Origin of the sequence: Vibrio pomeroyi, from assembly GCA_041879425.1 — a bacterium.
Lineage (GTDB): Bacteria > Pseudomonadota > Gammaproteobacteria > Enterobacterales > Vibrionaceae > Vibrio > Vibrio pomeroyi_A.
In genome coordinates this window covers 3,171,262-3,186,478 of the sequence record CP090854.1, presented here as the reverse complement: position 1 = coordinate 3,186,478, position 15,217 = coordinate 3,171,262, and the positions used below count along the sequence as shown (strand labels likewise).

7 protein-coding genes, 2 tRNA genes and 4 rRNA genes are annotated in these 15,217 nt (G+C 46.5%); 10 read left to right on the top strand and 3 right to left on the bottom strand.

Annotation, left to right across the window (positions count from 1 at the left end):
- Positions 1 to 20: 20 nt before the first annotated feature.
- Both L0992_14000 and pepA read right to left on the bottom strand, forming a co-directional pair.
- Entirely contained in the window at positions 21 to 470 is a 450-nt protein-coding gene (locus tag L0992_14000) for a DNA polymerase III subunit chi (protein XGB66787.1), read from the bottom strand.
- Between the two features lie 99 nt (positions 471 to 569).
- A complete protein-coding gene (pepA, locus tag L0992_13995; GenBank protein XGB66786.1) occupies positions 570 to 2,090 on the bottom strand; it encodes a leucyl aminopeptidase in 1,521 nt (506 codons plus the stop codon).
- Positions 2,091 to 2,282: 192 nt separating this feature from the next.
- On the opposite strand from pepA, the gene lptF reads away from it, so the two are divergent.
- Together lptF and lptG are read left to right on the top strand one after the other, a co-directional pair.
- Positions 2,283 to 3,383 (top strand): LPS export ABC transporter permease LptF, encoded by a 1,101-nt coding sequence (gene lptF / locus L0992_13990; GenBank protein ID XGB66785.1) that lies wholly within the window; start codon positions 2,283 to 2,285, stop codon positions 3,381 to 3,383.
- A gap of 3 nt (positions 3,384 to 3,386) precedes the next feature.
- Complete coding sequence (lptG, locus tag L0992_13985) at positions 3,387 to 4,457, top strand: LPS export ABC transporter permease LptG (protein ID XGB66784.1); 1,071 nt, start codon at positions 3,387 to 3,389, stop codon at positions 4,455 to 4,457.
- A 63-nt stretch (positions 4,458 to 4,520) separates the two neighbouring features.
- Here the strand turns inward: lptG and L0992_13980 are convergent, their stop codons facing one another.
- The gene (locus tag L0992_13980; protein XGB66783.1) at positions 4,521 to 4,997 is read right to left on the bottom strand and encodes an RDD family protein; all 477 of its coding nucleotides are present in this window, start codon (positions 4,995 to 4,997) and stop codon (positions 4,521 to 4,523) included.
- A gap of 195 nt (positions 4,998 to 5,192) precedes the next feature.
- Here L0992_13980 and L0992_13975 point away from each other — a divergent pair.
- The 8 genes from L0992_13975 (at position 5,193) to L0992_13940 (ending at position 15,198) form a co-directional block, all read left to right on the top strand.
- Positions 5,193 to 5,277, top strand: a tRNA-Leu gene (locus tag L0992_13975).
- A 475-nt stretch (positions 5,278 to 5,752) separates the two neighbouring features.
- Positions 5,753 to 6,160, top strand: a complete 408-nt coding sequence (locus L0992_13970) for a VOC family protein (protein ID XGB66782.1) — start codon at positions 5,753 to 5,755, stop codon at positions 6,158 to 6,160.
- Between the two features lie 83 nt (positions 6,161 to 6,243).
- A complete protein-coding gene (locus L0992_13965; GenBank protein XGB66781.1) occupies positions 6,244 to 7,497 on the top strand; it encodes an HD-GYP domain-containing protein in 1,254 nt (417 codons plus the stop codon).
- Positions 7,498 to 8,108: 611 nt separating this feature from the next.
- Positions 8,109 to 9,663 (top strand): 16S ribosomal RNA (locus L0992_13960).
- Positions 9,664 to 9,728: 65 nt separating this feature from the next.
- Positions 9,729 to 9,804 (top strand) — tRNA-Glu (locus tag L0992_13955).
- Between the two features lie 313 nt (positions 9,805 to 10,117).
- Positions 10,118 to 13,009: ribosomal RNA gene (locus L0992_13950) — 23S ribosomal RNA — on the top strand.
- A gap of 128 nt (positions 13,010 to 13,137) precedes the next feature.
- Positions 13,138 to 13,253: ribosomal RNA gene (rrf, locus tag L0992_13945) — 5S ribosomal RNA — on the top strand.
- 390 nt (positions 13,254 to 13,643) lie between these two features.
- Positions 13,644 to 15,198 (top strand): 16S ribosomal RNA (locus L0992_13940).
- The 16S, 23S and 5S rRNA genes sit together here with 1 tRNA gene alongside, the layout of an rRNA operon.
- Positions 15,199 to 15,217: the final 19 nt, after the last annotated feature.

Here is a 15,217-nt window from a genome sequence, read left to right as displayed (position 1 = left end):
GCTTTAACTATGAGGTTTGACTATGGATGTTGAATCTCGATAGTTTGTAGCTGATAACCAGCCTGACGGTAAATTTTATACCTTTCTCGAGCGAGTTGCTTAGCTTTTTCTTCGCAAGGAACGAAGTCTATCACCTGAGCAAAGGCGTTCGCAAAGGTTGTATGATTATCGGCCAGATTAATTACTAGCTGACGATTCCAATTGTGTTTTACACCTTGGTAGCCGATTTCAATGTTGGTTGAATATTTCGGACCTTCGCCAACTAAGTTGTGCGCAATAAATTCGCTGGGTTCAACTTGCCAGAAAATCTCTGCGATACGCTCGGCATGTTCTTTGTCATTGCAGTTGAGGTAAAGTTTAGCGCCTTGTTTCGCAAAGTGCTGAGCAAGAAACAGCACATAATGAGCAAAACCTTCTTCACTGGCTTGCGGGCTGTCTGATGACACTATGTAAAACGTAGCTGTCTGCATGCTTAATACTCGAACTGGAAATCGTGACTATTCATCTTACTGGGTCAATCGACTCTAACAAATAGCGCTTATTAAAAAAGGGCCCGTAGGCCCTTTTTATTATTTCGAAGATTGCTCTTCAGTCTCATGGCCGCTGCGGTTCAATAAGAATTGGACTAGCATTGAGACAGGACGACCTGTCGAGCCTTTCGCTGCACCAGATTTCCAAGCTGTACCTGCGATATCTAGGTGAGCCCAGTGGTACTTCTTAGTGAACTTAGACAGGAAGCAACCAGCAGTGATAGTACCGCCAGGACGGCCGCCGATGTTCGCCATATCTGCGAACGGGCTGTTTAGCTGCTCATGGTACTCGTCTGCCATTGGTAGACGCCATGCACGGTCACTTGCTTGCTCAGAAGCATTCACAAGTTCGTGAGACAGTGGGTTGTGGTTTGATAGAACGCCACTGATGTGGTGACCTAGAGCAATAACACACGCGCCTGTTAGCGTTGCAACGTCAACTACGCAATCTGGTTCGAAACGCTCAACGTAAGTTAGTGCATCACAAAGAACCAAGCGACCTTCAGCATCAGTGTTTAGAACTTCAACTGTTTGGCCTGACATAGTCGTTAGGATGTCACCTGGGCGGTAAGCATTGCTACCAGGCATGTTTTCACAACCCGCTAGAATACCGACAACGTTGATTGGCAAGTTAAGTTTCGCCAATGCTTTCATTGTACCGAATACAGACGCCGCACCACACATGTCGTACTTCATCTCATCCATGCCTTCACCAGGCTTAAGTGAGATACCGCCTGAATCGAACGTAAGGCCTTTACCTACAAGTACAATCGGTTTTGCATCTGAATCAGGTGCGCCTTTGTACTCCATGATAGACATCATTGATTCGTTCTTAGAGCCACGACCTACCGCTAGGTAAGAAGTCATGCCCAGTTTTTCCATCTCTTCTTCACCGATGATCTTAGTCGTTACGGTTTCGAAGTCGTCAGCTAGGCGACGAGCTTGAGAGGCAAGGTATGCTGGGTTAGCAATGTTTGGTGGCATGTTGCCAAGATCTTTAGACGCTTTAACACCAGAAGCAATAGCAAGACCATGAGAGATCGCTTTTTCACCAAGGCTTAGCTCGCGACGTGTTGGTACGTTGAATACCAATTTACGTAGTGGGCGACGAGTCTCTGGTTTGTTGCTCTTGAATTGGTCAAATGTGTAAAGACCATCTTTAGTCGCTTCTACCGCTTGGCGAACTTTCCAGTAAGTGTCGCGGCCTTTAACGTGAAGTTCTGTAAGGAAACATACTGCTTCCATAGAACCTGTTTCGTTTAGAGTGCTGATGGTTTTTTGAATAATTTCTTTGTATTGACGCTCGCCTAGCTCACGTTCTTTACCACAGCCTACTAGTAGAACACGTTCTGAAAGTACACCAGGTACTTGATGCAGTAGTAGCATCTGGCCAGGTTTACCCTCTAGATCACCGCGACGAAGCAGTGAACTAATGTAGCCATCGCTAATCTTATCTAATTGCTCGGCTACTGGAGAAAGGCGGCGCGGTTCGAATACACCGACAACGATACATGCGCTGCGCTGTTTCTCTGGGCTGCCACTTTTTACACTGAACTCCATGCGTACTCCTACATCCTGAAGACAAATCGAACTAAATGTTAGATAATGGGTTCTTACTTGTTGGATCCTATAATGGAACTAACCTTAAAGAAGAACGCTAACACTTAGCTAAAAATTTAAAAAAATAAAAGGTTCAACGGGAAATTATAGTGATTCAATCAAAAAAACAAGTTTTGTATAGGTAATTTGAGCGTGATTATTGTTAGATATTTGATCCGCGAGACAATCAAGAGCCAATTTGCGATCTTTTTTGTTCTCTTTCTCGTGTTTCTCAGCCAAAAATTCATCAGTGTTTTAGCGGACGCCTCTGATGGTGATATCCCTGCGAGTCTCATATTGTCGATTGTTGGTCTAAATATGCCAGCAATGGGTTTGTTGATGCTGCCACTCAGTATCTATATTGGTATTTTGCTCACTTTTGGCCGCCTTTACGCTGAAAGTGAAATTGTAGTGATGAACGCTACGGGTATTGGTAATAAATTCCTGATCCAATCTGCGCTTTACTTAGCTTTGATTACCGCATCGGTTGCAGCCTTTAACTCATTTTGGTTATCTCCTTGGTCGCAAGACAAAGTTGAGCAAATGTATGAAGAAGTTGCCGCAGAGAACAGTGTCGATTTGCTACCTAAGGGTAAGTTTGAAGGTACGCCGGATGGCTCATCTGTGGTATTCATCGATGATATCGACGGTAATAAGCTAGAAAATGTGTTCGTTGCTCAAATGCGTCCACGTGACTCTGTACTTCCGAGCGTGATGTTCTCTAAATCAGGGGATGTAAAAGAGCTCAGTGACGGTCGCCAAGTCATTGTTATGTACGATGGCACTCGTCATGAAGGTGTGCCTACACGTCTTGATTATATGGTGACGCACTTTGAAGAGTACGAAGGCCTGATTGGTCAGCGTGAAGTTGAGAAGAAAGGACGAGACTGGGAAGCGATCTCAACCCTTGAACTGATTGGTAATCCAAACAATAGCGCGAAAGCGGAATTACAGTGGCGTATTTCATTGGTACTGTGTATTCCATTGTTGACCATGCTTGTTGTGCCACTGTCTGCGGTAAACCCAAGACAGGGCCGTTTTGCAAAGATTGGCCCGGCTATTCTGATTTACCTGACTTACTTCTTGGCAATCAGTGCGACTAAATCTTCTATTGAAGAGGGCAGTATCCCAGCGGTAATCGGCATGTGGCCAATTAATGCGTTATTGTTATTTGTCGCGATTGGTGCAAACTTTATGGATAGCGTGCCAGTAAGGCGTTTGAAAGAAAAATTCAAGAATAAGAGGTTGGCTTAAGCCGTGTTTAAGATTCTCGATTTATATATAGGCAGAACCATCATCGCGACGACGTCACTGGTTTTGGTGACGTTTGTTGGTCTTTCTGGGATCATCAAGTATGTAGAGCAACTGAGAAAGGTTGGTCGTGGTACATACGATCTACTGCAAGCTCTGTATTTCGTTTTACTGAGTATTCCTCGTGATATTGAAATGTTCTTCCCAATGGCGGCATTGCTTGGTGCATTGATTGGTTTGGGTATGTTGGCTGCGAGCTCTGAGCTGGTCGTTATGCAGGCGGCAGGCTTCTCAAAATTAGATATCGGCTTATCGGTACTCAAAACCGCTATCCCGCTCATGATCGTCGTGACTCTTCTTGGTCAATGGGGCGCGCCTCAAGCTCAGAAGATGGCTCGTGACTTAAGAACCATCTCGATCGCTGGTGGTAATATCATCTCGACTCAAAGCGGTGTCTGGGCTCGTGACGCCAATGACTTCATCTTTATCGTTAAAATAGATGATGAGAAGCTTTACGGTATGAACATGTGGCGCTTTGATGAGAACAAAGCACTCAAAACGGCTATCTACTCTGAAGAAGTGGATTACGTTGGAGACAATGTTTGGACTATGAACGATGTGGAGATTACGTCGTTCGAAAATGAAATCCAGATCACTAAAGAAAGTTTACCCACTTATAGATGGGAGACATCACTAGCTCCGGACAAGCTTGCTATAGTAACAGTTAAGCCGGAAGAGCTTTCTTTGAGTGGGTTGTATGATTATGTGTCTTATCTGAAGGCATCAGAGCAAGATGCATCACGCTATGAACTTGCGTTGTGGAGAAAGATAACTCAACCTATATCGATAGCCGTAATGATGTTGATGGCACTGTCGTTTATCTTTGGTCCCCTGCGAAGTGTGACCATGGGTGCTAGGATTTTGTCTGGTGTTATCGCTGGCTTTACCTTCTATATATCCAGTGAGTTCTTTGGCCCAGTGAGTTTGGTTTATCAAATACCACCGGCCTTTGGTGCGATAGCACCGAGCGTGGTGTTCCTCGGAATCGCCATCATGCTCTTGAGGCGAAAACTGTAGATAGAAAAAAGGAAGGCATAGCGCCTTCCTTTTTTGATCTTGTTTGGGTTTCGAATAATGGTGTTATCGAGCCTTAGGTAACACGACCACTTCCGTTTTCGCCCAGATATCGTGGAAGCCACGTTTTTGAGGGTCGAATGGAACACATAGGTTTGCTAATCCAAAACCTGAAGTGCCTAAGCGGATAAGTGCCTGAGTGATTGTAATCGCAGAGCCATCTTTGTTTTGAACTCGTAGTTTCCAAGCTCTCATCCCTAACGTTTGGCCTGCTCTTGTCCAGAAGAACACAAAGAAGTACACCCAAACCACTACTAGGTAAAAAGTGTAAGCAGGGCTCCAAATAGGGTGGTTAGTTAAGAAGTCACTAACATCGGCATATCCACTATGATTGAAAACGCCAAGAGCCATGAGCGCGTGTAGCAGAGCAACAATGACGCCAGCCGCCATCATCTCAATAGCGATTACGATAAGAGCGTCATAGAACAAGGCACCAAATCGGCGCATTACCCCAGCTGGTGGCAGAGTGTTTGTTGATGTCATGGTGTTATTACTTCTTTAAAAATTGAGGCGTCAGAATATAGTTTAAGGCTTGGCCTGAAAAGAGACATGACGCACAGCTTATGACTTAGTGGCGAAATTATCGGCAAACACACATGAATTCAAGTTTTTATACTTGCCACATCAGTTCGCATACGTATAATGCCAAACATCGAAAGGGCAATGCCCCAAGATAATGCCGGTATGGTGAAATTGGTATACACGACGGATTCAAAATCCGTTGCCTTCGGGCGTGGCGGTTCAAGTCCGCCTACCGGTACCATATTTAAATGACAAAGCCTCGACTCAAGTCGGGGCTTTGTTGTATCTGGAATCTGGAAAGCGTTGCCTTCGTGGTAGCGGCAGGAATGCCTGTCCAATCAGTCCGCCTGACCAGTACCAAATATAGAAAGGTCGCTTTTATAGCGGCCTTTCGTCGTTTTGGGCGTTTGTGAATTTGAAACCCAGCGTGTCGGCTTGGATGCAAGCCCAGTCAAGTCGCCTACCGGTACCATATTTTAAGATAGAGCCTCAACGAAAGTTGGGGCTTTGTTGTATCTGGAGTATGGAAAGCATTACCTTCGCGGTGACGGCAGGAACGCCTGTACAATCAGTCAGATCTTGTTGTTTCATTCCTCAATCTTGCTGTTTCCCTTCGTAATTTCATTTTCTAATAAATTAATCATCTTAAATCATACTGTTACCTGTCATTCCTTCTTCTATTGTCTATGTTTAAAGTAGCAATAGAGGAGAAAGATATGCTGACAGTAACCCCTTACTTGTTTTTTGATGGTCGTTGTAGTGAAGCGTTGGATTTTTATCATAAGTGTTTTGGCGGTGTGGTTTTATCGAAGCAACTCTTTAGTGATGCACCACAGGTAATAGAGGGAGCTCAACCTGATTGGGTTATGCATGCTGAGTTCGAAGCATTTGGCATGAAGCTCATGATGTCTGATGGTGTAAAGGCAAAAGAACTAGAAGGGAACAACCTTGCGCTCTCTCTTGTTACCGAAGATACCGCAACTCAAGAGCAAATCTTTGAAAAGCTAAAGCAAGATGGTCGCGTAATGACGCCGTTAGCGGATACTTTTTGGGGCGCTCGGTTTGGTAAGGTCGAAGATAAGTTTGGGATACGCTGGATGGTGCATTGCGATTCTTTAAATTGAACCTGTGAAATTGGATAGTGAAATTGCTGCTTGGTTTTATTAGAATTATAAATAGAGATTATTAATCAATATTATATATAAAAATGGGCAGCATAAAGATTACCGTAGATCGCATTCAGCCCGGTCTGCATATACGACTCCCCGTAAAATGGAATGAACACCCATTTTTATTCAACAGTTTTAAAATCAAAGATGACGCCCAAGTAAAGGTAATTCGACATCTTGGGATTAAGCACGTCTATATAAACTTGAATCAAAGCGATACATCTCCTCTACCTGCTAACCACGTGATTGAGCAAGAAGCCGATACTGATTTACAAGTAAGCCTTGACGCAGAAAGAATGTGGAAAGATAAGCATGAACGTATCGAAACTCTAAGCTCTTATCGTCGCAGAGTGAGTCATTGCGAGAAAGAGTTCGAACGTTCGCTTGCTCGCATGCGTTCTGTGATGACCAAGATCCGTAACCGACCTTTAGATGCAGTAGGGGAGGTAAAAGCTCTGGTTGATGACATTGTCGAAACATTAGTAAGCGATGATAACGTCACATTGCACCTTATGAATGCTAAAGCTGATTTTGAAGACATCTACTTTCATACACTGAATGTTTCTGTTGTCGCGCTGATGATAGGTAAAGCGAAAGGTTACAATACGCAGCAATTAAAAGATCTTTCTTTCGCAGCGTTGTTCCACGATGTAGGCAAAATCAAAATACCAGTCGCCATATTAAGAAAGCAGAGTGCGCTTACGGTACCAGAAGAGAACTACTTAAAGCTTCACACTAAATATGGTGCAGACATTGTCTCAACAATTGATGACTTTCCTGAAAGGGCCAAAAAGGTGATTGCTCAACATCATGAGATGAATGATGGTTCTGGTTATCCCGAAGGCTTAAAAGAAGATGAGATAGATGAATTTGCCAAGATAGTCGCAGTGGCTAATGCATTTGATAACCTTTGCCATGGTAAAACTCAATCTCAACAAATGATCCCGTATCTGGCATTGTCTCACTTATATAAGAGTTGCAAGCATCTATATAGTCAGGACAACTTGAGTTTGTTGGTCAAGTTTATGGGAGTGTACCCGCCAGGAACGGTAGTACAGCTTTCAAATGATTCGATTGGGATTGTGATATCTGTTAATGCCAAGCATATGCTTTATCCGAACGTGCTTATCTATGATCCTAGCGTGCCAAGAACCCAAGCCCCGATTATTGACCTCTTTATTAAAGAGATAAAAATCGTCAATGCCGTTCATCCAAGTAAATTACCGGAACAAGTGAGAGAGTATCTAAACCCAAGAGCTCGTTTATCTTACTTTTTTGATAACGGAGAGTAGTTATCCACAAGGTGTTGTGGGTAATTTGTTCGAAACTTGGGGTGAAAATGGTATAAATAAGCCCTTGGTTGAAATGTCTTCGCTTAACCTCTTTTTTCAATAAAAAACGCATTTAATGCTTGCCAATAAGAGCGGCATCTCTATAATGCCGCCTCACTGACACGGCAGACGCCACAAGGCTTCAGCGAAGAATGTTAGTGAAGGCAACTAGCTTTGAGTGATTATTCGCTCCTACTTTTAGAAAGTAGAAATTAATTCCAAATAAGTGTTTGACACTGAGGATTAAGTCGCTAGAATGGCCGCCTCTTCCGAAGTGATGTAAGTCACAACGAAGAGAAGCTCTTTAACAATTTAAACCTATCAATCTGTGTGGGCACTCGTTGATGAATATCAAAACGTTATTACTTAGGTAATAGCAGTTACTTCGGTAACACAATGATTTCAATGAACTGAGTGACCAATACGAATAATTACTTTCTTTATAGAGAGGGGTTATTTGGCACAGTCAATTCATTATCATTCTGTTGGAATGGTAATAGCTTTAGAATTACATGTTCATTTTCGAATGAATATTAGTTTTGAAGTCAGTATTCGTTGAGTCACAAAATCTTAAATTGAAGAGTTTGATCATGGCTCAGATTGAACGCTGGCGGCAGGCCTAACACATGCAAGTCGAGCGGAAACGACTTAACTGAACCTTCGGGGAACGTTAAGGGCGTCGAGCGGCGGACGGGTGAGTAATGCCTAGGAAATTGCCTTGATGTGGGGGATAACCATTGGAAACGATGGCTAATACCGCATAACGCCTACGGGCCAAAGAGGGGGACCTTCGGGCCTCTCGCGTCAAGATATGCCTAGGTGGGATTAGCTAGTTGGTGAGGTAATGGCTCACCAAGGCGACGATCCCTAGCTGGTCTGAGAGGATGATCAGCCACACTGGAACTGAGACACGGTCCAGACTCCTACGGGAGGCAGCAGTGGGGAATATTGCACAATGGGCGAAAGCCTGATGCAGCCATGCCGCGTGTATGAAGAAGGCCTTCGGGTTGTAAAGTACTTTCAGTTGTGAGGAAGGGGGTGTAGTTAATAGCTGCATCTCTTGACGTTAGCAACAGAAGAAGCACCGGCTAACTCCGTGCCAGCAGCCGCGGTAATACGGAGGGTGCGAGCGTTAATCGGAATTACTGGGCGTAAAGCGCATGCAGGTGGTTCATTAAGTCAGATGTGAAAGCCCGGGGCTCAACCTCGGAACTGCATTTGAAACTGGTGAACTAGAGTACTGTAGAGGGGGGTAGAATTTCAGGTGTAGCGGTGAAATGCGTAGAGATCTGAAGGAATACCAGTGGCGAAGGCGGCCCCCTGGACAGATACTGACACTCAGATGCGAAAGCGTGGGGAGCAAACAGGATTAGATACCCTGGTAGTCCACGCCGTAAACGATGTCTACTTGGAGGTTGTGGCCTTGAGCCGTGGCTTTCGGAGCTAACGCGTTAAGTAGACCGCCTGGGGAGTACGGTCGCAAGATTAAAACTCAAATGAATTGACGGGGGCCCGCACAAGCGGTGGAGCATGTGGTTTAATTCGATGCAACGCGAAGAACCTTACCTACTCTTGACATCCAGAGAAGCCAGCGGAGACGCAGGTGTGCCTTCGGGAGCTCTGAGACAGGTGCTGCATGGCTGTCGTCAGCTCGTGTTGTGAAATGTTGGGTTAAGTCCCGCAACGAGCGCAACCCTTATCCTTGTTTGCCAGCGAGTAATGTCGGGAACTCCAGGGAGACTGCCGGTGATAAACCGGAGGAAGGTGGGGACGACGTCAAGTCATCATGGCCCTTACGAGTAGGGCTACACACGTGCTACAATGGCGCATACAGAGGGCAGCAAGCTAGCGATAGTGAGCGAATCCCAAAAAGTGCGTCGTAGTCCGGATTGGAGTCTGCAACTCGACTCCATGAAGTCGGAATCGCTAGTAATCGTAGATCAGAATGCTACGGTGAATACGTTCCCGGGCCTTGTACACACCGCCCGTCACACCATGGGAGTGGGCTGCAAAAGAAGTGGGTAGTTTAACCTTTCGGGGAGGACGCTCACCACTTTGTGGTTCATGACTGGGGTGAAGTCGTAACAAGGTAGCCCTAGGGGAACCTGGGGCTGGATCACCTCCTTATACGAAGATATTCACGATAAGTGTCCACACAGATTGATATGTTTAGACAGTTAAGAGTAACCTATGTCCCGTTCGTCTAGAGGCCTAGGACACCGCCCTTTCACGGCGGTAACAGGGGTTCGACTCCCCTACGGGATACCATCTTTAAGTACATTTATTTAAGTGTCTTTAAAAATGGTTCATTTATTGAATCAAGCTCTTTAACAATTTGGAAAGCTGACTGATTGATTACTTACGAGTAATTCAATCAAATTTAAAAGTTCTCAATGTTTATCTGCTCTTATTTAATAAGAACGGTATAAACACAACAAACACATTCAAGTGTCTTGTATTCGAATCAAACCTAGTTTGATTCACAATTGAGTCCGGCAAACAGTCATTGAGAATTAACCCTTCTTAATGGCAACCAAAACCTTGGTTAGTTGCCATACACTAAGACCCTTTCGGGTTGTATGGTTAAGTGACTAAGCGTACACGGTGGATGCCTTGGCAGTCAGAGGCGATGAAAGGCGTAATAACTTGCGATAAGCCCAGATTAGGTAGTAATAACCTTTAAGTCTGGGATTCCTGAATGGGGAAACCCACTTACATAAGTAAGTATCCTGTTGTGAATACATAGCAACAGGAGGCAAACCGGGGGAACTGAAACATCTAAGTACCCCGAGGAAGAGAAATCAACCGAGATTCCGAAAGTAGCGGCGAGCGAAATTGGATTAGCCCTTAAGCTTTTAATGAGACAGATGAAGGCTCTGGAAAGTGCCGCAATAAAGGGTGATAGCCCCGTAATCGACATCTCATCATCAGTGAAAACGAGTAGGGCGGGACACGTGATATCCTGTCTGAATATGGGGGGACCATCCTCCAAGGCTAAATACTACTGACTGACCGATAGTGAACCAGTACCGTGAGGGAAAGGCGAAAAGAACCCCTGTGAGGGGAGTGAAATAGAACCTGAAACCGTGTACGTACAAGCAGTAGGAGCACCTTCGTGGTGTGACTGCGTACCTTTTGTATAATGGGTCAGCGACTTAATTTTAGTAGCAAGGTTAACCGTTTAGGGGAGCCGTAGGGAAACCGAGTCTTAACTGGGCGTACAGTTGCTAGGATTAGACCCGAAACCAGGTGATCTAGCCATGGGCAGGTTGAAGGTTGAGTAACATCAACTGGAGGACCGAACCGACTAATGTTGAAAAATTAGCGGATGACTTGTGGCTAGGGGTGAAAGGCCAATCAAACCTGGAGATAGCTGGTTCTCCCCGAAAGCTATTTAGGTAGCGCCTCGGACGAATACTACTGGGGGTAGAGCACTGTTAAGGCTAGGGGGTCATCCCGACTTACCAACCCTTTGCAAACTCCGAATACCAGTAAGTACTATCCGGGAGACACACGGCGGGTGCTAACGTCCGTCGTGGAGAGGGAAACAACCCAGACCGCCAGCTAAGGTCCCAAAGTATAGCTAAGTGGGAAACGATGTGGGAAGGCTCAGACAGCCAGGATGTTGGCTTAGAAGCAGCCATCATTTAAAGAAAGCGTAATAGCTCACTGGTCGAGTCGGCCTGCGCGGAAGATGTAACGGGGCTAAGCTATACACCGAAGCTGCGGCTACGTACCTTAGGGTGCGTGGGGTAGGGGAGCGTTCTGTAAGCCGTTGAAGGTGGTCTGTAAGGGCTGCTGGAGGTATCAGAAGTGCGAATGCTGACATGAGTAACGATAAAGGGAGTGAAAAACTCCCTCGCCGGAAGACCAAGGGTTCCTGTCCAACGTTAATCGGGGCAGGGTAAGTCGACTCCTAAGGCGAGGCCGAAAGGCGTAGTCGATGGGAAACGGGTTAATATTCCCGTACTTCTTACAATTGCGATGGGGGGACGGAGAAGGCTAGGTGGGCCTGGCGACGGTTGTCCAGGTTCAAGTATGTAGGCGGAAAGTTTAGGTAAATCCGGACTTTCTTAACGCTGAGATACGATGTCGAGCTACTACGGTAGTGAAGTCATTGATGCCATGCTTCCAGGAAAAGCCTCTAAGCTTCAGATTGTAAGGAATCGTACCCCAAACCGACACAGGTGGTCGGGTAGAGAATACCAAGGCGCTTGAGAGAACTCGGGTGAAGGAACTAGGCAAAATGGTACCGTAACTTCGGGAGAAGGTACGCTCTTATCAGTGAAGTCCCTTGCGGATGGAGCAGACGAGAGTCGCAGATACCAGGTGGCTGCAACTGTTTATTAAAAACACAGCACTGTGCAAAATCGTAAGATGACGTATACGGTGTGACGCCTGCCCGGTGCCGGAAGGTTAATTGATGGGGTTAGACTTCGGTCGAAGCTCTTGATCGAAGCCCCGGTAAACGGCGGCCGTAACTATAACGGTCCTAAGGTAGCGAAATTCCTTGTCGGGTAAGTTCCGACCTGCACGAATGGCGTAATGATGGCCACGCTGTCTCCACCCGAGACTCAGTGAAATTGAAATCGCTGTGAAGATGCAGTGTACCCGCGGCTAGACGGAAAGACCCCGTGAACCTTTACTACAGCTTGGCACTGAACATTGAACCTACATGTGTAGGATAGGTGGGAGACTATGAAACCGCGTCGCTAGATGTGGTGGAGTCGTCCTTGAAATACCACCCTTGTAGTTTTGATGTTCTAACGTTGGTCCCTGAATCGGGATTACGGACAGTGCCTGGTGGGTAGTTTGACTGGGGCGGTCTCCTCCCAAAGAGTAACGGAGGAGCACGAAGGTGGGCTAAACACGGTTGGACATCGTGTGGTTAGTGCAATGGCATAAGCCCGCTTGACTGCGAGAATGACAATTCGAGCAGGTGCGAAAGCAGGTCATAGTGATCCGGTGGTTCTGAATGGAAGGGCCATCGCTCAACGGATAAAAGGTACTCCGGGGATAACAGGCTGATACCGCCCAAGAGTTCATATCGACGGCGGTGTTTGGCACCTCGATGTCGGCTCATCACATCCTGGGGCTGAAGTCGGTCCCAAGGGTATGGCTGTTCGCCATTTAAAGTGGTACGCGAGCTGGGTTTAGAACGTCGTGAGACAGTTCGGTCCCTATCTGCCGTGGGCGTTGGAAAATTGAAGGGGGCTGCTCCTAGTACGAGAGGACCGGAGTGGACGAACCTCTGGTGTTCGGGTTGTCATGCCAATGGCATTGCCCGGTAGCTAAGTTCGGAATCGATAACCGCTGAAAGCATCTAAGCGGGAAGCGAGCCCTGAGATGAGTTTTCCCTGACGCTATAAGCGTCCTTAAGGGTTGTTCAAGACTAGAACGTTGATAGGCAGGGTGTGTAAGTGCTGCGAGGCATTGAGCTAACCTGTACTAATTGCCCGTGAGGCTTAACCATACAACACCCAAGGGGTTTTGTGGACTCAAAGACAGACCTTGAATGAGTTTGAAGAGACACTTTTAAATACAGTTTTCCAGATTATTTTGCCTTCAGTTTTAAAAAACTGAAAGTAAAAGCAAAATTTGCTTGGCGACCATAGCATTGTGGACCCACCTGATTCCATGCCGAACTCAGAAGTGAAACACAATAGCGCCGATGGTAGTGTGGGGCTTCCCCATGTGAGAGTAGGACATCGCCAGGCTTTAATTTCGACTTTGTTTACTAAGTAGACAAGTCACCATAGAGTTCTAAGTTTTCTTAGTATTTTATGTTGACTTTCAAAGTAGAAAGCGTATTATACGCGTCCTGCTTAAGTGCTAAGGCACTGAAAGCAAAGCTCTTTAACAATTTAAACCTATCAATCTGTGTGGGCACTCGTTGATGAATATCAAAACGTTTTATCGTTAGATAAAACAGATTCTTCGGAATCAAAATTGATTTCAATGAACTGAGTGACCAATACAAATAACCTCGGTTATTTGGCACAGTCAATTCATTACCATTCTGTTGGAATGGTAATAGCTTTAGAATTACATGTTTACTTCGGTAAATATTAGTTTTGAAGTCAGTATTCGTTGAGTCACAAAATCTTAAATTGAAGAGTTTGATCATGGCTCAGATTGAACGCTGGCGGCAGGCCTAACACATGCAAGTCGAGCGGAAACGACACTAACAATCCTTCGGGTGCGTTAATGGGCGTCGAGCGGCGGACGGGTGAGTAATGCCTAGGAAATTGCCTTGATGTGGGGGATAACCATTGGAAACGATGGCTAATACCGCATAATGCCTACGGGCCAAAGAGGGGGACCTTCGGGCCTCTCGCGTCAAGATATGCCTAGGTGGGATTAGCTAGTTGGTGAGGTAATGGCTCACCAAGGCGACGATCCCTAGCTGGTCTGAGAGGATGATCAGCCACACTGGAACTGAGACACGGTCCAGACTCCTACGGGAGGCAGCAGTGGGGAATATTGCACAATGGGCGAAAGCCTGATGCAGCCATGCCGCGTGTATGAAGAAGGCCTTCGGGTTGTAAAGTACTTTCAGTTGTGAGGAAGGGGGTGTAGTTAATAGCTGCATCTCTTGACGTTAGCAACAGAAGAAGCACCGGCTAACTCCGTGCCAGCAGCCGCGGTAATACGGAGGGTGCGAGCGTTAATCGGAATTACTGGGCGTAAAGCGCATGCAGGTGGTTCATTAAGTCAGATGTGAAAGCCCGGGGCTCAACCTCGGAACTGCATTTGAAACTGGTGAACTAGAGTACTGTAGAGGGGGGTAGAATTTCAGGTGTAGCGGTGAAATGCGTAGAGATCTGAAGGAATACCAGTGGCGAAGGCGGCCCCCTGGACAGATACTGACACTCAGATGCGAAAGCGTGGGGAGCAAACAGGATTAGATACCCTGGTAGTCCACGCCGTAAACGATGTCTACTTGGAGGTTGTGGCCTTGAGCCGTGGCTTTCGGAGCTAACGCGTTAAGTAGACCGCCTGGGGAGTACGGTCGCAAGATTAAAACTCAAATGAATTGACGGGGGCCCGCACAAGCGGTGGAGCATGTGGTTTAATTCGATGCAACGCGAAGAACCTTACCTACTCTTGACATCCAGAGAAGCCAGCGGAGACGCAGGTGTGCCTTCGGGAGCTCTGAGACAGGTGCTGCATGGCTGTCGTCAGCTCGTGTTGTGAAATGTTGGGTTAAGTCCCGCAACGAGCGCAACCCTTATCCTTGTTTGCCAGCGAGTAATGTCGGGAACTCCAGGGAGACTGCCGGTGATAAACCGGAGGAAGGTGGGGACGACGTCAAGTCATCATGGCCCTTACGAGTAGGGCTACACACGTGCTACAATGGCGCATACAGAGGGCAGCAAGCCAGCGATGGTAAGCGAATCCCAAAAAGTGCGTCGTAGTCCGGATTGGAGTCTGCAACTCGACTCCATGAAGTCGGAATCGCTAGTAATCGTAGATCAGAATGCTACGGTGAATACGTTCCCGGGCCTTGTACACACCGCCCGTCACACCATGGGAGTGGGCTGCAAAAGAAGTGGGTAGTTTAACCTTTCGGGGAGGACGCTCACCACTTTGTGGTTCATGACTGGGGTGAAGTCGTAACAAGGTAGCCCTAGGGGAACCTGGGGCTGGATCACCTCCTTATACGAAGATACTTACGACG

What these genes read in the sequence shown, in the direction of transcription:
- L0992_14000 (XGB66787.1), bottom strand. Translation starts at nt 470, where the DNA reads ATGCAGACAGCTACGTTTTACATAGTGTCATCAGACAGCCCGCAAGCC.
- pepA (XGB66786.1), bottom strand. Translation starts at nt 2,090, where the DNA reads ATGGAGTTCAGTGTAAAAAGTGGCAGCCCAGAGAAACAGCGCAGCGCA.
- L0992_13980 (XGB66783.1), bottom strand. Translation starts at nt 4,997, where the DNA reads ATGACATCAACAAACACTCTGCCACCAGCTGGGGTAATGCGCCGATTT.
- L0992_13970 (XGB66782.1), top strand. Translation starts at nt 5,753, where the DNA reads ATGCTGACAGTAACCCCTTACTTGTTTTTTGATGGTCGTTGTAGTGAA.
- L0992_13965 (XGB66781.1), top strand. Translation starts at nt 6,244, where the DNA reads ATGGGCAGCATAAAGATTACCGTAGATCGCATTCAGCCCGGTCTGCAT.